Below are 24,305 nucleotides of genomic sequence, written 5' to 3'. Positions count from 1 at the left end.
CGGCTTCGCCTAACCCACCCTACGAGATCGAGTTTGCCGCGCGTCACTTCTCCCGGAACGCCCGCATCAGCTGGTCTTGCAGGGGCTTCATCAGATAGGACAGCATGGTGCGGTCGCCGGTCTGGACGAAGGCTTCCACGGGCATGCCCGGGATCATCTTGACGTCGCCGAGACGGGCGATCTCTTCGGCCGGCATCGTGACACGGATGGTGTAGTAGCTCTGCCCGGTGCGCTGATCGGTGGTGACGTCGGGCGACACGCGGCTGACGAGGCCGTTGAGCTCGGGCGTGGTGCGCTGGTTGAACGCGGAGAGGCGCAGCAGCGTCTTCTGGCCGATTTGAAGCTTGTCGATATCGACCGGATTGACCTTGGCCTCGACCTGGAGATCGTCGCCCTGTGGCACGATCAGCATCAGTGCGTCGCCGGCGGTGACGACGCCGCCGACGGTGTGCACGTTGGATTGCAGCACCATGCCGGCTTGCGGCGCGCGGATATCGATACGCCGGAGCTGGTCTTCGGCGGCGACCTTGCGCTCGATCAGCTCTCCGATCTTGTCGTTGGTCTCGCGCAGGTCCTTGGAGACCTCACTCACCACGTCCTTGTCGACCTGGATGATCTGGAGTTCGGTCTCGGTGATCTTGCCCTTGGCCTGGGCGCGCGAGGCGATGTACTGCGCGCGCTCGCCGTTGAGACGGGCCGAGTCGCGTTCGAGCTGGGTCAGGCGCGAAATCTGCACCAGACGCTTGTCGTAGAGCTCGCGCACGCCGGTGAGCTCGTTCAGCACCAGCGCGATCTCCTGGTCCTTGGCTTTCTCCTGGGCGGCGAGGCCCGCGATCTCCTCGTTGAGCTGCGTGATGCGCTCGCGAAGCTGGGCTTTCTGTCCGGTGCGGCCGTTGACGCGGACGTCGAACAGCTTGGTTTCAGCGGACAGCAGCAGCTTGACGTCGGGATCCCCGGCGCGATCGAGCAACGCTTGCGGATACTCGATCCTGTCGACACCGCGCTGCTCGGCCTGCAGGCGCGCCGCACGCGCCAGCGCGGCATCAAGATTCTTGGTGACGATGGCGAGATTCGCCTTGGTCACGGTATCGTCGAGCCGCACCACGATGTCGCCGGCCTTGACCAGGTCGCCGTCACGGGCGCGCACCTCGCCGACCACACCGCCGGTCGGATGCTGCACCTTCTTGACGTTGGATTCGACCACGATCTGGCCCGGCGCGATCAGCGCGCCCGAGATCAGCACGGTCGACGCCCAGCCGCCGAGACCGACGGCCAGGACCACCACGATGCCAAGTCCGAGCAGGAGGTGGAACTTGATCGAGTCTTGCACCGACTTCTTCGCAGCCGGCTTCGCGCCGCCGATGGCCATCGTGCTCATGGCTTGGCCACTCCGCCTTCGCTGACGATCTTGATCGGGGCCGGCGGGGTCACGCGCGGTTGCAGCACCTGGGCGAGCACCTGCTCCTTGGGGCCGAACGCCTGCATGCGGCCGTCGCGCAGCACCAGGACCTGGTCGACCGCCTCGACGCCGATCGGGCGGTGCGCCACCACGACGACGATGGCGCCGCGCTCGCGGGCGGCTCGGACGGCGCGGGTCAGCGCCTCGTCGCCTTCGGTGTCGAGATTTGAGTTGGGCTCGTCGAGCACGATCAGGAAGGGGTTGCCATAGAGCGCGCGCGCCAGCGCCACGCGCTGCGCCTGGCCTGCGGAAAGCGCGGTGCCCTGCTCGCCGACTTGCGTGTTGTAGCCCTCGCGCATCTTGATGATCATCTCGTGCACGCCGGCCTCTTTCGCAGCCGCGATGATGCCCTCTGACGTCGCCTCGGGATCGAACCGGCTGATGTTCTGGGCGATGGTGCCGCCGAACAATTCAACGTCCTGCGGCAGATAGCCGATGTGCCGGCCGAGCACGTCGGACGACCATTGATCGAGCGCCGCGCCGTCGAGCCGCACCTTGCCGCGTACCGGCTGCCAGACCCCGACCAGCGCGCGGATCAGCGACGACTTGCCCGAGCCGCTCGGGCCAATCACGCCGAGGCCGTTGCCGGCGGCGAGCGCGAAGGTGATGTCCTGCACGATCAGGCGCTGGTCGCCGGGCGGCACCATGGCGACGCCTTCGACCGAGAGCCGGCTGGTGGGCGCCTGCAACTGGGTCGGCATCGTCTGCGCCGGCATCTGCTCCAGCAAGCGGGTGAGGCGGTGCCAGCTCTGGCGTGCCGCGACGAAGGATTTCCAGTGCGCGATCGCGAGATCGACCGGCGCGAGCGCGCGGGCGGAGAGAATCGAGCCGGCGATGATGATGCCGGCGGTCGCCTCCTGGTGGATGACGAGATAGGCGCCGACCGCGAGCACGGCCGATTGCAACATCATGCGCAGCACCTTTGCGACCGCACCGAGACCGCCGGCGACGTCGCTCGCATGCTGATTGCCGGCGAGATATTTTTCGTTGGCCTCGCTCCAGCGCGCGTTCATCCGGCCGGCCATGCCCATCGACACCATGACTTCGGCGTTGCGGCGGCTGGCCTGGGCGAGATCGTTGCGCTGCGCGGCAAGGCCCATGGCGTCCTTCGCCGGCTGGCGGGACATGAACTCGGTGACCAGCGTCAGCCCGACCAGGATGATGGCGCCGACGAGAGCGGTGACGCCGATCATGACATGGAAGGCGAAGCAGATGGCGAGATAGAGCGGCAGCCAGGGCAGGTCGAAGAACGCGCTAGGACCCATGCCGCCGAGGAAGGAACGGACGTTGTCCAGATCACGCAGCGGCTGGAGACCTTCGTTGCGGCTGCCGACCAGCAGCGGCAGACGCACGATGGTGTCGAACACGCGCTTGTTGAGGGCATCGTCGAGCGCGGTGCCGATCCGCCCCAGGATCCGGTTGCGGATCATGTCGAGCACGCCCTGCGCCATGTAGAGGAAGCTGGCGAGGATGATCAGGCCGACCAGCGTCGGGATGCTGCGGCTCGGCAGCACCCGGTCGTAAACCTCCAGCATGAAGATCGACCCGGTCAGATAGAGCAGGTTGATCATGCAGCTCATCAAGCCGACGCCGACGAACGCCGTGCGACAGGCGCGCAAGGCGTCACCGAGTTCTGAACGGCGGACGCCGGGACCGGCTGCCATCAGTCTGATCTCTTTCAGGTGGGGGCCAAGGCCCCTGATTTCACGGGCGATTCAGGGTACTCGCCCCCGATTAACATCAGGTTCACCCTGCGTCCAACACAGCCGGGCTCATCCAAAGCCCTGATGGGTCACATCTACCCGGGATAGCCTCGCGCACAAGTCCGGTATTTCACAGTCTTTGCGGCTTTTTAGTGCAGTGCTCGCCGCCTCTCCCAGAGTTCGAGAGAGGGCGGCAAGTTCCGATCGATCGAACCGGGTGGCTGCTAGAACCGCCCGCCGCCCCGCACCAGCCGCACCACCAGCAGCAGGATGACCGCGCCGATGGCGGAATAGACGATCTCTGAGACCAGGCCCGTGCCGATGCGAATACCGAGCTTCGGAAACAGGAAGCTCGCCACCAGCGCACCGCAGATGCCAACGACGATATCACCGATGATCCCGAATCCCGTTCCGCGCACGACCTTGCCGGCGAGCCAGCCGGCTACGAGGCCGACGAAGAGGATGACGAGCAGGCCTTCGTTGGAAATGTACATAAATCTGGTTCCTCTCCATGAATGGCCGCATGGAACGGGAACCGGAATGAATGGGGTCTGAATGCTGTTCGCCTCAGACGGCTCCGACCAAAATGTCGAAACCAACCCCATGCAAAGTAGAACGGCGTTTGCCTGCAGTGCTACGTGAACTGTGACAACCCGGTGTTGCCGCAGAGGAATTTCAAAGGAAGGAGCGTAGCGGCGACAGCGTTCAAATATTATGACAGCGCCGCCGCCTGCTCCGCCAGCACACATCGCGCCGCCCGGCCCGGCCCGACCGCCACATTGGCAGGCAGTTGCTCCAGGCAACGCGACTGCGCCACGGCGCAGCGCGGGGCGAAGGAGCAATTGTGGGGTTTCTCGGCCAGCGAGGGCGGCGTGCCGGGGATGGTTTCGAGCCGCGCACCACGCTTGGCACCGTGAATGGTCGAGGCGAGCAGGCCCTTGGCATAGGGATGCACGGGGTTGCGGACGATGTCGCGAAGCGTGCCCTGCTCCACGATCTGGCCGGCATACATCACCGCGACACGGTCGCAGATCTCGATCGCCACTCCAATGTCGTGGGTGACGAAGATGACGGACATGCCGAATTCGCGCTGCAGCTCGCGCAGCAAGAGCAGAATCTGGATCTGCACGGTAGCATCGAGCGCGGTGGTCGGCTCGTCCGCCAGCAGGATTTTTGGCCGGCAGGCCAGCGCCAGCGCAATCATCGCACGCTGGCGCATGCCGCCGGACATCTCGTGCGGATAGGCGTCGAGCCGGCGCTTTGCGGAGGGAATGCGTACGACCTCGAGCATTTCCAGCGCGCGTGCCCTGCCCTCCGCGTAGCTCTTGCCTTCGTGGCGCACGACGCTTTCGGCGATCTGCGCACCGATGGTGTAGACCGGATCCAGCGCCAACGCAGGCTCCTGGAAGATCATCGACACGGTCTGGCCGCGGAAGGACGACAGCTCGTCGTCGTTCATGGCGAGCACGTCGCGGCCCATCACGTCGACCTTGCCCGCGATCTGCGTGCGCTTCTTCGGCAACAGCCGCATCAGCGCGCGCAATGTCACGCTCTTGCCCGAACCGGACTCGCCGAGCAGGCCCAGCACCTCGCCGTCCCCGAGCGAGAGACTGAGGTCGTTCACGGCATAGACCGTGCGCTCGCCGGTGAAGCGGATGTTGAGACCTGAGATGTCGACGAGCTTTGTCATGACGGCAGTTTCGGCAATCGATCGTGATAGTCGGTGACGCGCTGGAAGGCGGCGCCGATGGTGAGCAGGGTCGCCTCGTCGAACGAGCGGCCGATCAGCTGCATGCCGACCGGCAGGCCGCTCTTCGTGAAGCCCGAGGGAATGGTGAGGGACGGCAGGCCGAGATAGTTCACGGGGCGGGTAAACAGCGTCAGGCGCTGCACCATGGCCGGCGCGTTCGGACCGCCGCCGACGTCGCTCTCCTCGATCGTCGGTGCCGGCACCGGGGATGCCGGCGCGATCACCGCATCGACGCCAGCGGTCGCAGCGTTGTGCGCGGCGAGCGCCGGACCGCGCCAGCGCATCGCCTCGAGATAGGTGATGGCAGGAACGGCGAGGCCGTTCTGCAGCCGCATCAGAACCTGCGCACCATAATCCTGCGGCCGCTCGATCATCCAGCGCTTGTGGAAGGCGGCAGCCTCGGCCGCGAGCACGAGCTGGCTCGCCGACGACAATTGCCGCTGGTCCGGCAGCTCGACCTTGACGATGTCGGCGCCCTCGCGCTTGAGCACCGCGATGGTCTCGTCGAGCACGCGCGCAACCTCGCTGTCGAGATCGTCGACATAGAACGAGGTGGGCACGGCGATCTTGAGGCCTTTCAGCGAGCCCTTGGTCGCGCCGACATAGTCCGACAGCGGCTCGTGGCTGCAGGTGGAGTCCGCCGGGTCGGGGCCAGCCATCAGCGCCAGCAGCAGGGCGCAATCCTCCGCGGTGCGGGCGAGCGGGCCGACGGTGTCGAGCGATTGCGACAGCGGCATCGCGCCGGCGCGGCTGACACGGCCGACCGTGGTCTTGAGCCCGGTGACGCCGCAGAAATGCGCGGGCATGCGGATCGAGCCGCCGGTGTCGGAGCCGAGCGCCGCAAACGTCAGGCGCGCGGCGACCGACGAGCCGGAGCCGGACGAGGAGCCGCCGGTGATGTGGGCGACATTCCAGGGATTGCGCACCGGGCCGTAATGAGCGTTATGCCCGGTCGGGCCATAGGCGAATTCGGCCAGATGCAACGTGCCGAGCCTGATCTGGCCGGCGTCCTTCAACCGCTGTAACGCCGTGGAGGTCACGGTCGGCACGAAATCGCGGCGGATCAGCGAGCCGCAAGTCGCGACGTGACCGGAATCGTAATACATGTCCTTGTGCGCGAGTGGCACGCCATGCAGGGGGCCACGGACATTGCCCTTGGCCAGCTCGGCATCGGCGGCATCCGCCGCCTTCAATGCAGCCTCGGCCTCAATCGACATGAAGGCGTTGAGATGCGGCTGCCACTGCGCGATACGGTGCAGCAGCGCGCGAGTCACCTCATGCGAGGACACCTGCTTCATCGCGATCGCGCGCGCGACCTCGGTGAGCGTCATCAATGCAGGCTCACTGCTCATTTCGACACCTTCTGCGCCTGCACGACCGGATAGAGCGCGGGCTCGAGATCGAACGGCAGCGTGCCGGCGATAGTCGCGAAGCCTTCGAAGGCAGGCCCGATGGAATTGGAGATGCGCGTCGCGATCTCGTCGTCGACGGGGACGCCGGCGATTTGGGCGATTGGCTTGATCTCTTTCGGTGTTGGTCTCGTCATGTGGTCTTCTCCCTGGGCGCGCGGCTATGGCCTGAACCCGGTATCGCCATGTAGCACGCGGCCTCGTGGCCCATCTTATCGAGCGCGACGAGCTTTGGTGTCGCATTTGCGCAGAGCGGCTCCGCAAACGGGCAACGGGTGTGGAAGCGGCAGCCCGGTGGCGGATCGATCGGATTGGGCGGATCGCCCGTGATCGGCGGCTGCTCGGTACGCCTGTCGGGGTCGGACGACGGCATCGCCGCAAGGAGTGCGCGCGTGTAGGGATGCGCGGGGTTATCCCAGACCTGGTCGACCGGGCCGAGCTCGACGACTTCGCCGAGATACATCACCAGCACGCGATCGCTGATGTAGCGCACGACGTTGAGGTCGTGGCTGATGAAGAGATAGGTCAGCCCGAACTCGCGCTTGAGGTCCGCCAGCAGGTTGAGCACCTGCGCCTCGACCGATTTGTCGAGTGCGGAGACGGCTTCGTCCAGGATCACCAGACGCGGCGACAGCGCCAGTGCACGCGCGATGTTGACGCGCTGGCGCTGGCCCCCGGAGATCTCGTGCGGATAGCGGTTGGCGAAGTTTGCAGGAACCAGGCCGACCTTACCGAGCAGTTCGCGCGCCAATGCACGCGCCGCGCCATCGGCCATGCCGTGCACCTTCGGGCCGAAGGCAATCGATTCCTCGATCGTCAGGCGCGGATTGAGCGAGGCGTAGGAGTCCTGGAACACCATCTGCATGCCGCGGCGCAATTCGCGCAAGGAGAGCGACTGGCCGACCGTCATGCCGTCATAGATGATGTCGCCGGTATCGCGGGGCATCAGGTGCATCAACAACCGGGCGGTGGTGGACTTGCCGCAACCGGATTCGCCGACGATGCCGACGGTCTCGCCCTTGGCGACGGCGAAGGAGACGTCATCGACGGCGCGCACGGTACGCTTCGCGGCAAAAAGCCCGCCGCGAACAGGGAAGTGCTTGGTGAGGCCGTTGACCTGAAGCAGCGGCTGCGCGACGCCGCCGACGTCTTCAACCGGCTCGAGCATTTCAACGGATGTGTTGCTCTCGCTCATGGCCTAGTTCCTGATATCCATGGCGCTGCGCAGGCCGTCCGAGAGCAGATTGAAGCAGATCGAGACCGCGAAGATCATGGCGCCCGGCAATGCGGCAACCCACGGATTGACGTAGATCGCGGTGCGGAGCGTGTTGAGCATCAGGCCCCATTCGGGCTCCGGCGGCTTGGTGCCGAGGCCGAGGAAGGAGAGACCTGCCGCCAGAATCATCGAGACCGAAATGAGACTGGTGGCGTAGACGAAGATCGAACCCAGCACGTTGCCGAGAATGTGCACACGCATGATGGTGAAGGGTCCGGCGCCCGAGGCCCGCGCGGCCTCGACGAAGTCCATGTTGCGCACGCCCGTGGTGACGCTCTCGGCGACGCGGGTGATCTGCGGCACGAACACGACCGTGAGCGACACGATGGAATTGAGGATGCCGGCGCCGAGTGCGCCGGAGATCGCAATCGCCAGCAGCACCGAGGGAAAGGCATAGAATACGTCGATCGTGCGCATGATCGCAGTGTTGAGCTTGCCGCCGACATAACCGGCGACGAGACCCAGCGAGGTGCCGATGCAGAACGCAAGGATCACGGGCAAAATGCCGATCACCAGCGACAGCCGGCCGCCATAGATCAGGCGCGCCAGCATGTCGCGGCCGAGCTCGTCGGTGCCGAGCGGGTAGCCTGCCGTGCCGATGTGGCGCAGGCGACGGATCATCGAGCCCTTATAGGGATCTTCCAGGCCGAGCCATGGCGCGAGGATCGCAGACAGGAAGATCAGCAGCAGCACCAGCGCGCAGGCCATGCTGACCTTGTCACGCCGGATGCGGCGACCGACGGTCGCCCAATAACCGCGCGCCTTGGTCGCGGGCGCGGCTTGCAGCGCGGCGTCGCTGGTGGCGGACAACGGAAGCTCGCTCATCGGCAGGCTCCCGGTGAGCAATGGGTCACTCGATGCAAGCCAAAGCGGCGGTGCACCTCTCCCGCTTGCGGGAGAGGTCGCGCCGCAGGCGCGGGTGAGGGTTCTCTCCACTCGGGGGTTCTCGCGAGGAGAGACACCCTCTCCCCAACCCTCCCCCGCAGGCGGGGCAGGGAGCGCACTGCCGTCGCGGCTATAGCTGGGCTCGATCTCATCCCGCTAGCCCCGCTTGATGCGGGGGTCGATCGCGGCTTGCGCGATGTCGACCATGAGATTGAGGAACACGAAGAACAGCGCCAGGATCAGGATCGTGCCCTGCAGCAGCGGCAGATCGCGCTGGAAGATCGCGGAGTTGAGCAGGAAGCCCGAGCCCGGCCAGGAGAACACGGTCTCGATCAGGATCGAGCCGCCGAGCATGTAGCCCAATTGAAGCCCCATCACCGCCAGCGCGGTCGGCGCGGCGTTCTTGATGACGTGGCGGAACACGCCGCGCTCGTGCAGCCCCTTGGCGCGCAAGGCTTCGACGAAGTCCTGGCTGAGAATGTCGCCGGTCAGCGCACGCACCGTGCGGGTGACGATGCCCATCGGAATCACCGAGGTCGTGATCGCCGGCAGCACGAGATATTTCAGATGCGCCCAGTCCCAGGCCCAGGAGTTGGAGCCGTTCGGCCCGGCGCCGACTGCGGGCAGCCAGTTGAGCTGCACCGAGAAGATGATGACGAGCACCATGCCGAGCCAGTAATGCGGCACCGACACGCCCGCGATGGCAAACGAGGTCGCGAGCTTGTCGATCCAGGTCTCGCGGAAATAGCCGGCGATCAAGCCGAGCAGGACGCCCATGGTGAAGCCGATAATGGCGGCGGCAATCGCGAGCGTAACGGTATTGCTGACCGCGCGCATGACCTCCGCGAGGACCGGGCGCCCGGTGGCGATGGAATTGCCGAGGTCGCCGTGAAGGGCACGAAGCAGCCAAAGCCCGAACTGCACCGGTAGCGGACGGTCGAAGCCGTAGGCGGTGCGAAGCTGCGCCGCGAGCTCCTGCGAGGCATCTGCGGGGAGCACCGCGACCAGCGGATCGCCCGGCGTGATGTGCACGAGCAGAAAACACACCAGCGCGACGCTGATGACGATCGGAATGACGTAGACGATGCGTCTGGCGATATAGGCGAGCACGTTGTTTCTTTTTCTTCCCTTCCCCCTTGTGGGAGAAGGTGGCGCGAAGCGCCGGATGAGGGGTTCTGCCTGCTGTAGCACTATCGGATGAGAGAGGGTCACTCGCGGAGAGAGACCCCTCACCCGGCTTCGCTTGGCGAAGCCGCCCTCTCCCACAGGGGGAGAGGGCGTACCGAGTATGCGACGCGAACTACTGCGCGATCGAGACCAGCGAGAAGTCGATGAACCAGCTCTTCGGCTGCACGACGCCCGTGACCTTCGGGCTCATCGCCCGGGGGCCGACGTCGTGGGCGACGTAGAGGAAGGCGGCATCGTCGACGGAGGCGGCGTGCAGCTCGGCCAGCGCTGCGTCACGCGCGGCAGGATCGAAGGTCTGGCGCGCCTTCTTCACCAGCTCGTCGAACTTGGGATTGTTGATGAAACCCCAATTGTTCGAGACCGGCGGGGCCATGCCGGACTGCAGGAAGCGCACCAGTGCGAAGAACGGGTCCATCGCCGCGTAGGTCACGTTGGTCGCGTTAGAGCCGTTGGCCGAGGGATCCTTGGCGCCGCGGCGCCAATTGGTGAACAGCGTGTTCCACTCGATGACGTCGAGCTTCACGTCGAAATAGCATTCGGCCAACGCCTGCTGGAGATATTCGTTCATCGCCAGCGGCTGCATCTGGCCCGAACCGGACGCCGACGTCTGCGTCTTCACCGTCAGCTTCTTGTTGGGACCGAAGCCGGCCTCCTGCATCAGCTTCTGCGCAGCCGCCTTGTCGTACTTGATTTCGAAAGTCGGCTTGCCGCGCCAGGGATGGCCGGGCTCGAAGGTGCCGGTCGCGGGCACCATCAGGCCGGCGAGCAAGCCGTCCTTGAGGCCTTCACGATCGATACAGAGGTTCGCGGCCTTGCGCACGCGGATGTCGTTCCAGGGCGAACCCTCGACCCGCGAGAACTGCCAGGGCCAGACATGCGGCTGCTCGTTGGCGTAGAGCTTGAAGCCGCGCTGCTTCAGCTCGGGCAGCGCGTCCGGCGCGGGTGCCTCGACCCAATCGACCTGCCCGGAGAGCAGCGCCGCGGTACGGGCATTGGCTTCCGGCATCGGCAGCAGCACCATCTTGTCGACCTTGGGCACGCGCGCCTTGTCCCAATAATTCGCGTTCTTCACGAGCTCGAGTCGCTCGCGCGGCGTGAAGCTCGCCATTTTCCACGGGCCGGTTCCCGCGGCATCCTTGGCAAACGCGGTCCAGGCGGCCTGCGACTTGGCCTTGGCGTCGGCGCCTTCCGCCTTGTCATAGAAATGCTGCCACTTCGCCGGGCTCGCCATGAACAGGTTGGTGAGGTTGATCGGCAGGAAGCTGTCGGGCTCCTTGGTGGTGAGCTCGACCGTCATGTCGTCGATCTTCCTGGCAGAGGCCAGCGTCGGCATGCGCGAGGCCGTGACACCGACCTGGCTGGCGTCGAACTGCGGCGCGTCCTGCTTCAACACCTTCTCGACGTTCCATACCACCGCATCCGCGTTGAACGGCGAGCCGTCGTGGAAGGTGACGCCGGGGCGCAACTTGAAGGTCCATTTGGTCTTGTCGGCATCGTCGACCTTCCATTCGGTCGCAAGGCCGGGAATCACCACGCTCGCCTTCTCGGCGGAGGACAGGTCCCAGCCGGTCAGCGCGTCATACATGGTGAGGCCGGTGAAGCGGTTGCCCTCAAAGCCCTGGTCGGGCTGGCCCAGCGTGCGCGGAATATCGGCAGCGGTCATGCCGATGCGCAGCACGGTCTCGGCGCTGACCGCACGCGGCCATGCAGCCGCCGTCGTTAGAGCGAGTACCGCGATCAATGCCGCGCGCGTGGTCTTTTTCATAAGCATCGCCTCAATCCTTTTCCGGCTTCGATGACTATTTTTGATGCAATCGTATGCAATGGCTATGCCAAAGAGAAACTTATTCTGCGATTTGGCCCTGCGGCGACAAGTCCTTAGAGACTGAAGGCGCGCGCACGCACCGCGCTGCCTATTCTGGCATCAAGATTGCAGGCTCAGCCCCGAAATCTCCTGGGAGCTTTGGGCCATGCGTATCCGTCTATCGACTTGTCTCGCCGTGCTTGCACTGGCGTTGTCCGCAATCTCGGCGCGCGCCGAAACGGTGGTGCGCTACGGCATCTCGATGGCGGACATTCCTCTGACCACGGGGCAGCCCGATCGCGGCGCCGGCGCCTATCAGTTCACGGCCTATACGATCTACGATCCGCTTGTGGCGTGGGAGATGGACGTCGCGGACCGTCCCGGCAAGCTGGTGCCGGGGCTCGCGACCGAGTGGAAGGTGGATGACAACGACAGGACCAAATGGCGCTTCACGCTTCGCAAGGGCGTCAAGTTTCACGACGGCAGCGAGTTCAACGCCGACGCGGTGATCTGGAATCTGGACAAGGTGCTCAACGACAAGGCGCCCCAATTCGACAAGCGGCAGAGCGCGCAGGTGAAGACCCGCCTGCCCTCCGTCGCCAGCTACGCCAAGATCGACGATTCCACCGTGGAAATTACGACCAAAACCGTCGATTCCTTCTTTCCCTATCAGATGCTGTGGTTCCTGGTGTCGAGCCCGGCGCAATATGACAAGCTCGGCAAGGATTGGGACAAGTTCGCCAGCCAGCCGTCGGGCACCGGCCCGTTCAAGCTGACGAAGCTGGTGCCGCGCGAGCTCGCCGAGCTCAGCAAGAATCCGGACTACTGGAACAAGAAGCGCATTCCCAAGGTCGACAAGATCGTGCTGGTGCCGATGCCGGAAGCGCTGACGCGGACCAATGCGCTGCTCGCGGGACAGGTGGACCTGATCGAAACGCCGGCGCCGGACGCCGTGCCGCAGCTCAAGGCCGCCGGCATGAAGCTGGTCGACAACGTCACGCCGCATGTCTGGAATTACCATCTCAGCGTGCTGCCGGGTTCGCCCTGGACCGACATCCGCCTGCGCAAGGCGCTGAACCTCGCGATCGACCGCGACGCCGTGGTCGGCTTGATGAACGGCCTTGCCAAGCCCGCGAAGGGCCAGGTCGACCCGTCGAGCCCCTGGTTCGGCAAGCCTAGCTTCGAGCTGAAATACGATCCGGCCGCAGCCAAGAAACTGGTCGAGGAAGCCGGCTACTCCAAGGCGAAGCCGCTGAAGGCCACCTTCATCATCGCGCAGGGCGGCACCGGCCAGATGCTGTCGCTGCCGATGAACGAATTCCTGCAGCAGAGCTTCAAGGAGATCGGCATCGACATCGACTTCAAGGTGGTCGAGCTCGAGACGCTCTATACGCATTGGCGCAAGGGCGCGGCCGACGAGATCAACGCCGGCATCACCGCAAACAACATCGCCTATGTCACTTCCGATCCGCTGTACGCCATCGTCCGCTTCTTCGCCTCCGACCAGATCGCGCCTGTCGGCGTCAACTGGGGCGGCTACAAGAACCCGAAGGTCGACGCGCTGATCAATCAGGCCAAGCAGACCTTCGACACTGCCAAGCAGGACGATCTGATCGCGCAGGCGCATGCGCTGATCGTGGACGATGCCGCGCTGGTGTGGGTCGTCCACGATACCAACCCGCATGCGCTGTCGCCGAAGATCAAGCAGTTCGTGCAGGCGCAGCACTGGTTCCAGGATCTGACGACGATCGGGATGGAGTGAGGGGCGGCGAACACCGCTGCCGTAGGGTGGGCAAAGCGGAAGCGTGCCCACCATTGCGAAGTAAGATCGTGGGCACGGCGCTGACGCGCCTTTGCCCACCTTACGAGAGCCGTAATTGTGGCAACTACTTCGTCAGCAACGCATACGCCCCGTTCCACCCTTCCGGCGGCGGATTGAGCTGGAAATCCTTGATTCTCGCCTCGTACAGCTTAAACAGCTTTTCCAGCGTATCGGCGTCCTCGCTCTTGCGGCCGCGTTCGATCGCATCGAGTGCGCCCTGCCAGTCGCGGCCGCGGTAACAGGCGAGCGTCTCGATGGTGATGTTGCGCAGGCGCTGGAAGGCGGCCGAATGCATCACGTCATCGCGGCCCGCGATGGCGTAGATCACCTCGGGTTCGGTCTTGCCCTTGACCATGATGAAGTCGAGCTCGAGGATCGCGAACTTGTCCTTGGCGGCAAGCGCGGTCCTGGATCCCACGATGATGGGAAAGCCGTACTCCTTGGACTGGCCTTCCAGCCGTGAAGCCAGGTTCACGCTGTCGCCGAGCACCGAATAGTTCTTCTTCAGGTCCGAGCCCATGTTGCCGACCACGCCGATGCCGGTGTTGAGGCCGATGCCGACATTGAGCGGAATGTAGACATGGCCGCCCTCGGCGGCCTCCAGCTCGCGCTCCTTGTTGACCGCGTCGATCCGCTCCAGCATCTGGATCGCGGCCTCGCAGGCGTTGACCTCGTGCTCAGAATCGTCGAGCGGCGCGTTCCAGAACGCCATGATGGCGTCGCCCATGTATTTGTCGATATAGCCCTTCCGCTCGATGATCACGTCTGTGAGCGGCGTCAGGAAGCGATTCATCAGCGCAATCAGGCCTTGCGGGTCGTGCTTGTAGCTCTCCGAGATCGTGGTGAAGCCGCGCACGTCCGAGAACATGATCGTCATCTCGCGCTCTTCGCCGCCGAGCACGAGCTTTTCCGGCGACTGCGCCAGCTGCTCGACCAGCACCGGCGACATGTATTGCGCGAACTGCCCGCGGATCTGCACGCGCTGGCGCTGCTCGCGCACGAAGCTGGCGAAGATCAGCGTCAGATAGACCGCCGTGGTCGAGAGCAGCGGATAGGTGAAATCGATGAGGTAACGGTACTGCGCGTAGAAGAACCAGGACACGCCGATCAAGATGGCGGCGAAGGTCGCGCCCGCGAGCACCAGGCGTACCGGCCCGAAGTTCGGCGTGAAGATGATGACGAGCAGGCCGATGACGAGCGCGGCGAGCAATTCGACGCCGAGGGCGTAGTTCGGCTGCGAGATCACCGCGCCGCTCAGCAGGCTCTCGAGTACCTGGGCATGGATCTCGACCCCAGGCATGGTCGAGGACACCGGCGTGGTCTTGATGTCGTTGAGCCCGACTGCGGAGGTGCCGACCAGCACCAGCTTGCCGGCGAGCTTGGCAGGCGGCACGGTGTTGTCGAGGACGTCGGCCGCCGAGACGTAGATCGAGGGGTCCTGGCGCGCATAATGCACCCAAAGCTGAGCGTTCTTGTCGGTCGGAATCTCGACGCCCTTGAGGCGTACGGCCCGCACGCCGGTCTTGTCGGTCCGGATCAGCACCGTCGGCGTGCCCGTGGCGACGCGCAGGATCTCGAGGCTGAGCGAGGGCATGATGTTGCCCTGGGCGCGCATCACCATCGGCACGCGGCGGATCAAGCCGTCGCGCTCGGTCTTGATGGTGAACAGGCCGCGGCCGGCCGCGACCTTCTCGATGACGGGCACGTTGCGGAGCAGGCCAGGGAATTCGAACAGGAAACGTTCAGCACCCTCCTCGCCAACCGTCGCGATGCCGGTGAACGGCAGCGACTTGTCGAGCTCGGACGAGATCGCCCGCTGTCCGGTCTCGCCCAGCACCACGCGCGAGCGCTTGATCGCCTCGGAGAGGATCTGGTCGTTGGTCGGCAGTTCGCGTAGCTTGGCGCGGGTGGCATCGTCGAGAGAGCGCATCTGGCTCGCGACCAGATCTGGATTGAGCCGGTCGGGCTCCGAAAACACCACGTCGAAGCCGATCGCCACCACGCCGTTGCTGGTGAGGTTCTGGATCATATCGGCGATCCGCGTACGCGGCCACGGCCACTGGCCGAGCCTGGCGAGGCTCTTGTCGTCGATGTCGACGATGGTGACCGGTCGCGCCGTCTTGTGGCGCGGATCGATCAGCTGGAACATGTCGAAGGTGCGCAGCCGCAATTCCTGGATCGGCGGCGGATCCCACAGGCGCGCGCCGGCGAACACGACCAGCAGCGCAAGGCACATCAGCCGCGCATAGCCCAGCTTCCGCGCAAACCACCGCCGCAGGATTTTTAGACGCTTCATGCTGGTTGGATATCACGCTTCCATGACCCGTGGCAGGTCCCATGCGTCGATCAATCAGAGGCCAACCGGCAGGTCATCAGGCGTGGACGATGAAATCGCTCGCGTGGACGTGGGTTACGCCCTTCAGGAGGATAGTGTCCGCCGCAGTGATCGTGATCAGGGTGTCGGCTCCTGACAAGGTCGCGTGCTGATCCAGCCAATTTTGGGTATTGGAGGTCGTCACAACGACCGACAGGTCAATATGGTCTGTCCCGGAGGTGAAGTTCACAATCTGATCGTGATTCGAATGGGCCGCAAACACGAACTGGTCCTGATAGCCGGTCCCGAAGTACACGTCCTTGCCTGCAGTGCCAACGAGACTGACGTGATCGCCAGCGTTCTCGGCAAGATTGAACAGCAAGTTGATCGTATCACTGGCGCCATGGCCGTCGGTGACCGTCAGGGTGGACTTGTCCGTGGAAGGTTCTCCAGAGCCTTCATTGTAGGTGACTGTATGCAGCGTCGCATTGATGCTGGCCAAAGAACCCGAGCCCGATGAGGGGCTTACATTGCTGCCTGCCGCCGCCGTGGACGCTACGATCGTGTAGGACTCATTGGCGACAGCATCTGGATCGAAGACCGAGAGACCGTGCACGATCACCTGTTCGTCGCCGTGCTGGTTTACGCTGATCCCACCGACGTTGAACACCGGCGCGTCGTTGGCGCCCGTCACGTCGACTGTGAGTATCGCCGTGCCGGCCGCACCATGGGCGTCGGTGGTCTGAACCGTGAACGCGTCATGATATGAGCCCGCCGGCAGAGCATTGATCGCGGCGGCGTCCGGAACGTAAGTGTAGTTGCCGTGGGAGTCGACCGTCAGGGCGCCGTAATGCCCCGTCGCCGATCCCTGACTATTCGCATTCAGGACCGAGTAGGTGAGCGTCGCCGTCTCGCCGGTATCAGCGTCGTTGCCGGTCAGATGCCCCGTCAGATTGGAGAAGGTGTCAGTCGCGGCCGTGTCGGTGAGCGTGCCGGCGTTGACGTCGGACAGCGTCGGCGCATCGTTGGCGCCGGCAACAGCAACAGTGAATGTCGCCGTACCCGTCGCGCCATGGATATCCTTGGTCTGGACTGTGAAAGTATCGGTATGATTCCCCCCCGACAGCGCGTTGATCGCGACCTCGTCGGGGACGTAGTCATACGTTCCGTTGGCGTTGACGGTCAGGGAGCCGTAATTGCCCACAACTTTCCCATGACTGTCGGCTCCGACGGCCGAATAGACCAGCGTCGCCGTTTCACCGGTATCGACGTCGATCCCGGCGAGCGTGCCGGTGAGATCGGAGAAGGTGTCGGTCGCCGCCGTGTCGGTGAGCGTGCCAGCGTTGACGTCCGACAGCGTCGGCTCGTCGTTCGTACCAGTGATGGTGACGGTGACGTCCTGCGCGACGGTGGCGCCGTGATTGTCGGTGAAGGTGACGGTGTAGACCTGGGTGATGGTCTGACCTGCGGCCAGCGACTGCAGCACCGCATTGCTGTTGTCGAGATTGAACTGCCAGCCAAGTGTCGCGCCGTTGTTGGTATCGGTGGCGAGTTCGATCACCGACTGATCGATGGTGAAGGCGCCGATGTGCGAATTGGAGCCGAAGCCCGGCAGATACGAGCTCACGGACGACGATTTGAACGTTGTGGTCGCGGTGTGGGTGTCGATGAGGTCGAGGTCCTGGATCGCCAGCGTGCCGCCGATCGACAGTGTCGCGCCCGTATCCTCGATCACCGAGCCGGTGGCAGCCGCAGCGCTGCTCGTGATGGTCGGCGCGTCGTTGACGCCGTTGATGGTGACGGTCACGTCCTGCGAGACATGCGCGCCATGATTGTCCGTGAAGGTGACAGTGTAGACCTCGGTGATCGACTGGCCCAGGGCCAGCGACTGCAGCAGGGCATTGTTGTTGTTCAGGCAGAAGTGCCAGCCCAGCGTCGCGCTGTTGTCGGTATCGGTGTTGAACCCGGCAACTGCCGAATCGATCGTGAAGGTGCCAAGAGACGTATCGTCGTCGAAGCCGGGCAGATGCACGCTCGACGTTGACGACTTGAACATCGCCTCCGCCGTATGCGTATCGATCAAATCGAGGTCCTGGATCGCCAGCGTGCCGCCAACCAGCAGCGTCAGCCCCGTATCCTCGGTCGCCGTTCCTTTGGCGGCCGCCTCATCGCTCGTGATGGTCGGCGCGTCGTTGGTTCCGGTGATGGTGACCGTGACGTCCCGGGTGACCGTTCCGCCGTGATGGTCGTCGACAGTGACGGTGTAGACTTGGGTAATGGTCTGGCCTTCGGCCAGCGACTGCAGCACCGGATCGTTGTTGTTGAGCGTAAAGGTCCAGCCGACCGACCCGCGAGAGCTGGCGCCCGGGCTCTCGTTCACCGCTGCAAGCGCGAAAGTGCCGATTTGCGACGTGCCGTTGCCGAAGCCAGGCAGATGCGCGCTCGACGTCGTCGACTTCAGGACGTAACTCGCAGTGTGCGTGTCCGTGAGGTCGGGATCGTTAAAGGTAATGGTGCCGATCGCCGTCAGGGTCGCCGACGACGTATCCTCGGTCACCGCGCCGCTCGGCGTCGTCGAATCTTCGACGATCGTCGGGACGTCATTCGTACCTTCGACATTGACGTCCGCGCCGTCGATGGAGACCGTGAGCGGCGTGCTGACGACACCGCCGTGGCCGTCATCGACCTGCACCACGTAGTTGAGGATCAGCTTCTCGTCCTCGGCGAGGAAATCGAAGAGATGGTCGGGAGCTTTGTAGGTCCAGGTGGCCGTCCCGTTGTTGCCGTTTCCAGCACCCTGAACCACGGTCAGGGGCACCTTGACGGCGGCGATCGCCGCGAGCTGCGCCGGGGTCAACGTCGCCGTGATATCGTTACCTTCGGCATCAAGGTATTTGAACGGCTGGACGGACGAGAGCTCTGCACTCACGATCGGCCGGTCAGTCAGATCGACGTCGGTGAAGGTGACCGTGCCCGTGATGACGTTGAGCGCCTCGTTGCCGGTTCCGATCAGCTCGATGACGGTGCCACCTGACGTCGCGACGGTGGGTTTGTCGTTCGTTCCCGTGATCGTGACGGTGATGGGAATGAACTTGCTCTCGGGGCTCACCGCGAAATTGGTGTCGACGCGGACCATGTAGGTCAGCGTCACCGTTTCGTCGGCGGCGAGGAAGTCGAAGACCTTGTCCGGAATCGTGTAGGTCCAGACCGCCGAGCCGTTGTTGTTGTTGCCGGGATCTGGGGCGACGCTGATCTGGATCTGCGTCGCCGCGATGGCCTGCTTCTGCAGCGCGGTGAGCGAGCCGGTGACGTCCTGCTGACCGGCATTCTTGTAGAGGTAGTTCGGCGCCTCCGCGAGGCTTACGCTCACCGACGGCCGGTCGCCGAGATTTTGATCGACGAAGGTGATGCGGCCGGAAACCGTGTCGGCATGCGTGTCGCCCGTGGTGTCCGGGCGCTCGGTCAGCGCGAAGGCCGTCTTCACATTGCCGCTGGAATCGAGGCTTTGCACCAGTGGCTGGCCGGGAATACGGGTGACGAGCGGCGGGGGAGTGCTCGGCCCCTCCTGCCCTTGCGGATTGAGGTTGACGAATGTCGCGGTCACGACGGCGCCGGACCCCGACTTGAACACCACGTCCTGGCTCATCGGCGTGAGCGTGTCGGTGAAGTTCGTGGTCAGCTTGGTGTTGGTGTTGTTGTCGGTGAACTTCAGCGTGAACACGTCGGTGATCAGCTTCTGAACGTCCGGCGACATCAGCGCATTGGAGATTGAGACGTTGCCGCCGCTGATCTGGATCATCTGGCCGGCCTGGTTGACCGTCGCGATCGGCAGCAGCGTCACCTTGTCGAACAGGATGTAGGAGCCCGTCGTGCCGTTCGGCTCGACCAGCACCTGGAAGCTCGCCTGCGGCTGCGGATCGCCGCCGCCAGCGGGAACGACGAAGTTGATCTGGGTCAGCACGGCTGTGCCGCGGATGCCCATGGTGGCGACCGGCGTGTCGATCTTCATGTCGCCGTGCTTGGCGGTCTCGCCGGCGACGAAGGTGATGGTGCCTGCGACCAGGCTGAGCAGCGAAGAATTGCTCGAACCGTTGGGGTCGTAGACCATCTCGTTCAGCACCATCCGCGCATTGGAGGACAGGCCGAACACGGTGCCGTCGATGAAGGTGATGCCGAGCGTCGAATCCGATCCGGTCGAGACCACGTCGCCCTTCTCGACATTGTCGCCGTTGTTCAGGATGACCGAGACGCCGTTGCGGATCGCGGTCGCGCTCCCCGCGAGCTTGGTGACATGGCCGATGACCTGGGCCGCAGCCGCGCCTCCGGAGGCGGCTTGAGCGACCTGGACATGGCCCGTGAGCGCGTTGACGATGTCGCCGGTGAGATGGGCGCCGTCGGGTGACGCGAGCGCGGCGCGCTTTTCGCCCCTGAAATAATCGTGAACGACGAACTCGTGCCCCTCATGGGACAGCACGAGATCGAGGCCCGCGCGTTTGAACTCGCCGTTGAAGATCAGGTTGGGGTCGGGAACGACGAACGCGCCCTCGGGCACGTGACCGTGCGCTTTCGCCGTAAAGGAATCGACATGGGCGCCGGCGGGCGAACGGGAACCCTGGCCGTCCAAAGAAATCGCGGCGTCAAATTGGCCAGCGTAATTCAACCGGGCACCGTGAAAAGAGTTAAAATTTAAGTAAGTATCGACCGCCTAAGCTTGCATAGCATTAGCAAGTCCTTAGGGATACCATCTATTGCTTGTGTGATTTCGCATCACTTGGCCCTTCGAGGCCCCCGCAGATCCGCGCCCTACAGAGTAGCGAATGTAATCCCTCAAATGTTCGGAAGTCGAACTCGGCCTGTTTCCACGCATTCCCAGTCATCCAAAGTAACTTTCCGTATAGTCATGGAAGAGATACTTGCGTTATCTTCCCTTCACGAGGTCCCGCAGCATCCTGCGGCAAATACGGAGTTAAATCTGTGACCTAACTAACAGAACCCCATGAAATAGGGGGTCGTTAGCCATAGGATCCAGATTTGGCGCCCCCACAACCTCTGTCTGCAATTGGCTCGATTTCGCGGCGACCGGACACCTCCTAGCCGGCGAACCGTAAAGTTTTACGCAATTCGGGCAGACCCATTTCAGCCTGTTCCCCGGTTTTGGGATCCCAGCCGGGCGCGTTAAGCAGAACAAAACGGCCCGCCTCGCACTATCTCCGCGAAAGCAACAAAGCCCGGCACGTTCAGGTCGAGGGGGACTTGGGCCGAAGCCGGAAGGGGATGTCAGATGGAGACGGCTGCTCGCTCGCGCGCTTGGCGCGCAATCCTTGTCCTGTGCGGATTGATCCTTTTCGGATCGGCCGCCGAACTTCGCGCCGGCACGCTGCTGTCGCCCGGCGCAGGCGTTCTCGTGCGCAAATCCGCCGAGCCGTTCGGCGTGTTCGCCTTCGCCATCTCCGCCGGCAGCCTGCAACAGAAATGGCTCGCTCTGCAGGACAGGCTTGACGGCGACATGGTGCAGCTCGCGCTATGCGACGGTGACCGGGACAATTGCGCCTCGTCTGCGGCCCTGAGGCTGCTCGCCATCGTCGACCAGGCCCGCGCCCGCGACGGCCGCGCCCGGCTCGGCGAAACCAACCGCGCCATCAACCTTGCGATCCGGGCCGCCGATGACGGCATCGACGACGTCTGGAGCTCGCCGCTTGCGACCTTCGCGCGCGGCACTGGGGATTGCGAGGATTATGCCATCGCCAAGCTGGCCGCGCTGCGGCTGGCGGGCGTGGCCACCTCGGACCTCCGCATCCTCGTGGTGCGCGACGTCAGGGCCGGCGAGGAGCACGCGGTTGTCGCCGCGCGTCTCGACGGCCACTGGCTGATGCTCGACAACCGCCGCATGGCAATGGTCGAGGACGACGCTGCGCGGAGCTACCAGCCGCTGTTCGCGCTCCAGCAGTCGACCGTGCTGAAATATGTCGACGAACCGGTGCAGGTCTCCATGATGGCCGCCGCGGCCCGTTAATCCATCTCGTAGCCCGGACGGAGCGCAGCGAAATCCGGGATTCTCACCGCTAGCACCGGTCGCGGATTGCGCTTCGCTCCATCCGGGCTGCGGACCTCACACCGCTCACTCAGCAAAAACCCATTCCACCACGCGATCCGGGCGGGTAGCATGGCGAGGGCTTTTGCGGGGGCGAGGGGAATGCGGTTCATCGTGCTGACTGTGATTGCGCTGCTGGCGCTCGCCGCACCCACGTTCGCGCAGTCCGACCGCTCCATCGCCGACAGGCTGCCGCTGTTTGCCAAGAACAACTGCCAGCAGATTCGCGACCCCGGCAATCAATTGTTCTGCGGCGATGCCGCGCTTGCCGCCGCCGCCGAGAAGCTGAACACGGCGATCGAGGCGCGGCTCGCCCGCCTGCCCGATCGCCTGCCCGCGATCGAGGAGAATGCGATCTGGATCCGCCAACGCAATCTCGGCTGCGGCATCGTCGGCCAGACCGCGATCCGCCCCGACTATTTCGAGCGAGTGAAGGCCTGCCTGCTCAAGGTGACCGAGGAGCGCGCCGCGATCCTGCGCGATCCTGATTTCGACTGCCTCGCAGCCAACACCGCAGCGGGCGCGCTGATCTGTGCGGACCCCTCGCTGGCGCTTGCCGAAACGGAGCTCAATGGCCAGGTGCTCGGCCTGATCGGCAAGCTCGACCCGACCGCGGCGCGCTTTGCCTTCGCCGAATATGGTCGGTGGACACGGGAGCGCGATCGCAAATGCAATCTGGTCGGCAAGGAGAACGTGCCGCTGCAGGAGCTGGAAACCGCGGAGGAATGTCTTGCCGAGCATTTGAAGCGCAGGACCGACGAAATCCGCGCGGCGAAGGGAGATCCCAAAAAGGTCTTCGGCCGGCAAGTCGCGGCCCGCTCGCCCGATACCGACGCGGTCGATTTCTGCGCGGCGCGGATCCATGCGGCCAATTCGTGCGGCAACTTCCTCCGCATCAACCGCGTCTACGCCCTCGACAGCCAGGTGACCGAGCACGAAGCGCAGGTCACGGGCGAGATCGAGATGGTGGTGCTGGCGCCCTTCACCATGTGCAGCAAGGTCGCTTCCAGCTGCACCGGCACTTGCTGGGACGCCAGGACGGGGCGTCCGCAGCCAGGCGCCGCCAACAGGGAGCGCTCGGCAGAAGCCTTCAACGTGACGCGCCGCCTGCGCATCCAGCGAACCTTTGCCTTCGTCAAAGCCGCCGACGGCTGGCGCTGCCGGGAGGACGAGATGGCGCCGGTGAATTCTGGGACGGCGAGCGGGGGGTCTTGAACTCCTGCTTTCCTTCTCCCCTTGTGGGAAGGCGGCGCGAAGCGCCGGACGAGGAGTACTCTCCCCTCGCAAGATCGTTCGTTGGGAGAAAACCCCTCACCCGGCTCGCCGCTTCGCGGCGATCCACCCTCTCCCGCAAGGGGCGAGGGTGCACCGTCATCGCGGCGAGAGATCAGAACATCAGATTGTCCTTCACCAGCACCCAGCGGCCGCCCTTGACCTGCTGCACCTGGGTGATGGTGTTGGCGAGGTGGTCGGTCTTGGAGAACTTGGTCGGCGGCGAGTTGAAGATGTCGAGGAATTTTTCGCCCGACTCCAGCGAGTCCAGCATCTTCTGACCCGTGAGGTCCTTGCCCGCCTTCTGCGCGTAGAAGGCGAAGGTCATCATTGCATTATAGCCGATGATCGCCTGGGTGTTGGCGTCGGTACCGAACATCTTCTTGTAGTTGACGAGCCAGTCCTTGACCTTGCCCTTCGCGGTGTCCTCATAGGGAATCTCGAATCCGCTTGCGGCGTAGAGACCTTCGACGGCCTCCTTGCCGAGCATCGGCACTTCCATCACGTTGGTAGGCGTCGCGCCGAGGAAGGTGACGTCCCAGCCGAGCTTCTTGGCCTCGGTCATGGCCCCGATGGGTTCACGCAGCACTGCGCCGAGCACGACGAGGTCGCAGCCGTCGGACTTCATCTTGGCGACCTGGGCGCTGAAGTCGGAGGCGCCACGCTTGTAGCTCGTGATCGAGGCCGGCTGCACCTTCATCGCGGTGAGCTGCTGGTTGAAGCCGTCGAGCACGTTCTTTCCGTACTCGTCGTCCTGGTGCATGATGCAGGGCTTCTTGAAGTTCTTCCACTCCATCATGTATTTGAGCGCCGCGCGCGTGCTCTCGACATAGGGCAGCAGATTGTTGAACTTCAGCCGCTCCTGCGGCTTGGCCGGATCGAACTTGAAGGTGAACTCGGCCGCCGTGAGCGGGAACAGCTGAAGCACGCCGGCGTCGAGCAGGATGTCCTGCGCGGCGAGCACGGTGGGCGATCCCATCGGCCCCACCATCGCGAAGATCTTGTCGCGCTCGATCAGCTTCTGCGACGCCAGCACGGCCTTTTTCGGATCGTAGCCGCTGTCTTCGACGACCAGCCGGATCTTGCGGCCGTTGACGCCGCCCGCCGCGTTGATCTCTTCCGCCGCCATCTTCATGCCGTTGGAAACAGGGACGCCCCAGCCCTTGATCGGGCCCGAGAGGTCCTGATGGGTCCCGACGACGATCTCGCTTGCCGAGATGCCTTCGTTGGTGACCTTGGTTTGCGCCGCGGCCGGCAGACAGGTGAGCACCACGGCACCCACAGCAAGGCCGAATGCGCTGAACGATTTCGACATCGACGTCTCCTCTCCTA

Annotated in this window: 16 protein-coding genes; 3 read left to right on the top strand and 13 right to left on the bottom strand. The window is 64.2% G+C overall.

The window, feature by feature from the left end; translation table 11 throughout:
- Positions 1-43: 43 nt before the first annotated feature.
- The 10 genes from IVB24_RS06440 to IVB24_RS06395 form a co-directional block, all read right to left on the bottom strand.
- Positions 44-1,378, bottom strand: coding sequence for an HlyD family type I secretion periplasmic adaptor subunit (locus IVB24_RS06440; protein ID WP_140481331.1), 1,335 nt, complete (start codon positions 1,376-1,378; stop codon positions 44-46).
- A complete protein-coding gene (locus IVB24_RS06435) occupies positions 1,375-3,123 on the bottom strand; it encodes a type I secretion system permease/ATPase (RefSeq protein ID WP_247772448.1) in 1,749 nt (582 codons plus the stop codon). The genes IVB24_RS06440 and IVB24_RS06435 overlap by 4 nt, the downstream gene beginning before the upstream one ends.
- Positions 3,124-3,386: 263 nt before the next feature.
- Positions 3,387-3,656 (bottom strand): GlsB/YeaQ/YmgE family stress response membrane protein, encoded by a 270-nt coding sequence (locus IVB24_RS06430; RefSeq protein WP_094976614.1) that lies wholly within the window; start codon positions 3,654-3,656, stop codon positions 3,387-3,389.
- Positions 3,657-3,874: 218 nt separating this feature from the next.
- Positions 3,875-4,852: an ABC transporter ATP-binding protein gene (locus IVB24_RS06425; protein ID WP_247772446.1), complete on the bottom strand. Its 978-nt coding sequence runs from the start codon at positions 4,850-4,852 to the stop codon at positions 3,875-3,877.
- Positions 4,849-6,264: an amidase gene (locus tag IVB24_RS06420; RefSeq protein ID WP_247772444.1), complete on the bottom strand. Its 1,416-nt coding sequence runs from the start codon at positions 6,262-6,264 to the stop codon at positions 4,849-4,851. Before IVB24_RS06420 ends, IVB24_RS06425 begins: the two co-directional genes overlap by 4 nt.
- Positions 6,261-6,458 carry a hypothetical protein gene (locus tag IVB24_RS06415; protein ID WP_094976611.1) on the bottom strand — a complete coding sequence of 66 codons (198 nt, stop codon included), beginning with the start codon at positions 6,456-6,458 and terminating at the stop codon, positions 6,261-6,263. Before IVB24_RS06415 ends, IVB24_RS06420 begins: the two co-directional genes overlap by 4 nt.
- Positions 6,455-7,516, bottom strand: coding sequence for an ABC transporter ATP-binding protein (locus tag IVB24_RS06410; RefSeq protein ID WP_247772442.1), 1,062 nt, complete (start codon positions 7,514-7,516; stop codon positions 6,455-6,457). Before IVB24_RS06410 ends, IVB24_RS06415 begins: the two co-directional genes overlap by 4 nt.
- 3 nt (positions 7,517-7,519) lie before the next feature.
- Positions 7,520-8,422, bottom strand: a complete 903-nt coding sequence (locus IVB24_RS06405; protein WP_247772440.1) for an ABC transporter permease — start codon at positions 8,420-8,422, stop codon at positions 7,520-7,522.
- Between the two features lie 216 nt (positions 8,423-8,638).
- Positions 8,639-9,592, bottom strand: a complete 954-nt coding sequence (locus IVB24_RS06400; protein WP_094976608.1) for an ABC transporter permease — start codon at positions 9,590-9,592, stop codon at positions 8,639-8,641.
- Between the two features lie 190 nt (positions 9,593-9,782).
- Positions 9,783-11,441, bottom strand: coding sequence for an ABC transporter substrate-binding protein (locus IVB24_RS06395; protein ID WP_140481337.1), 1,659 nt, complete (start codon positions 11,439-11,441; stop codon positions 9,783-9,785).
- Between the two features lie 199 nt (positions 11,442-11,640).
- Between IVB24_RS06395 and IVB24_RS06390 the strand changes: the two genes are divergently transcribed.
- Positions 11,641-13,236 (top strand): ABC transporter substrate-binding protein, encoded by a 1,596-nt coding sequence (locus IVB24_RS06390; RefSeq protein WP_247772438.1) that lies wholly within the window; start codon positions 11,641-11,643, stop codon positions 13,234-13,236.
- Positions 13,237-13,360: 124 nt separating this feature from the next.
- On the opposite strand, the gene IVB24_RS06385 is transcribed toward IVB24_RS06390, so the two are convergent.
- Complete coding sequence (locus tag IVB24_RS06385; protein WP_247772436.1) at positions 13,361-15,592, bottom strand: adenylate/guanylate cyclase domain-containing protein; 2,232 nt, start codon at positions 15,590-15,592, stop codon at positions 13,361-13,363.
- Between the two features lie 76 nt (positions 15,593-15,668).
- The gene (locus tag IVB24_RS06380) at positions 15,669-20,234 is read right to left on the bottom strand and encodes a VCBS domain-containing protein (RefSeq protein WP_247772434.1); all 4,566 of its coding nucleotides are present in this window, start codon (positions 20,232-20,234) and stop codon (positions 15,669-15,671) included.
- 657 nt (positions 20,235-20,891) lie between these two features.
- On the opposite strand from IVB24_RS06380, the gene IVB24_RS06375 reads away from it, so the two are divergent.
- Positions 20,892-21,623 carry a transglutaminase-like cysteine peptidase gene (locus IVB24_RS06375; RefSeq protein ID WP_247772432.1) on the top strand — a complete coding sequence of 244 codons (732 nt, stop codon included), beginning with the start codon at positions 20,892-20,894 and terminating at the stop codon, positions 21,621-21,623.
- Positions 21,624-21,803: 180 nt separating this feature from the next.
- On the top strand, positions 21,804-22,916 hold the full coding sequence (locus IVB24_RS06370) for a lysozyme inhibitor LprI family protein (RefSeq protein WP_247772431.1): 1,113 nt from the start codon (positions 21,804-21,806) through the stop codon (positions 22,914-22,916).
- Between the two features lie 172 nt (positions 22,917-23,088).
- Here the strand turns inward: IVB24_RS06370 and IVB24_RS06365 are convergent, their stop codons facing one another.
- Positions 23,089-24,288, bottom strand: coding sequence for an ABC transporter substrate-binding protein (locus IVB24_RS06365; RefSeq protein WP_247772429.1), 1,200 nt, complete (start codon positions 24,286-24,288; stop codon positions 23,089-23,091).
- Positions 24,289-24,305 lie beyond the last annotated feature (17 nt).

This window comes from Bradyrhizobium sp. 192 (assembly GCF_023100965.1).
GTDB lineage: Bacteria > Pseudomonadota > Alphaproteobacteria > Rhizobiales > Xanthobacteraceae > Bradyrhizobium > Bradyrhizobium symbiodeficiens.
This window is presented reverse-complemented; position numbering and strand designations above follow the sequence as displayed.

What these genes read in the sequence shown, in the direction of transcription:
- IVB24_RS06440 (WP_140481331.1), bottom strand. Translation starts at nt 1,378, where the DNA reads ATGAGCACGATGGCCATCGGCGGCGCGAAGCCGGCTGCGAAGAAGTCG.
- IVB24_RS06435 (WP_247772448.1), bottom strand. Translation starts at nt 3,123, where the DNA reads ATGGCAGCCGGTCCCGGCGTCCGCCGTTCAGAACTCGGTGACGCCTTG.
- IVB24_RS06430 (WP_094976614.1), bottom strand. Translation starts at nt 3,656, where the DNA reads ATGTACATTTCCAACGAAGGCCTGCTCGTCATCCTCTTCGTCGGCCTC.
- IVB24_RS06425 (WP_247772446.1), bottom strand. Translation starts at nt 4,852, where the DNA reads ATGACAAAGCTCGTCGACATCTCAGGTCTCAACATCCGCTTCACCGGC.
- IVB24_RS06420 (WP_247772444.1), bottom strand. Translation starts at nt 6,264, where the DNA reads ATGAGCAGTGAGCCTGCATTGATGACGCTCACCGAGGTCGCGCGCGCG.
- IVB24_RS06415 (WP_094976611.1), bottom strand. Translation starts at nt 6,458, where the DNA reads ATGACGAGACCAACACCGAAAGAGATCAAGCCAATCGCCCAAATCGCC.
- IVB24_RS06410 (WP_247772442.1), bottom strand. Translation starts at nt 7,516, where the DNA reads ATGAGCGAGAGCAACACATCCGTTGAAATGCTCGAGCCGGTTGAAGAC.
- IVB24_RS06405 (WP_247772440.1), bottom strand. Translation starts at nt 8,422, where the DNA reads ATGAGCGAGCTTCCGTTGTCCGCCACCAGCGACGCCGCGCTGCAAGCC.
- IVB24_RS06395 (WP_140481337.1), bottom strand. Translation starts at nt 11,441, where the DNA reads ATGCTTATGAAAAAGACCACGCGCGCGGCATTGATCGCGGTACTCGCT.
- IVB24_RS06390 (WP_247772438.1), top strand. Translation starts at nt 11,641, where the DNA reads ATGCGTATCCGTCTATCGACTTGTCTCGCCGTGCTTGCACTGGCGTTG.
- IVB24_RS06385 (WP_247772436.1), bottom strand. Translation starts at nt 15,592, where the DNA reads ATGAAGCGTCTAAAAATCCTGCGGCGGTGGTTTGCGCGGAAGCTGGGC.
- IVB24_RS06375 (WP_247772432.1), top strand. Translation starts at nt 20,892, where the DNA reads ATGGAGACGGCTGCTCGCTCGCGCGCTTGGCGCGCAATCCTTGTCCTG.
- IVB24_RS06370 (WP_247772431.1), top strand. Translation starts at nt 21,804, where the DNA reads ATGCGGTTCATCGTGCTGACTGTGATTGCGCTGCTGGCGCTCGCCGCA.
- IVB24_RS06365 (WP_247772429.1), bottom strand. Translation starts at nt 24,288, where the DNA reads ATGTCGAAATCGTTCAGCGCATTCGGCCTTGCTGTGGGTGCCGTGGTG.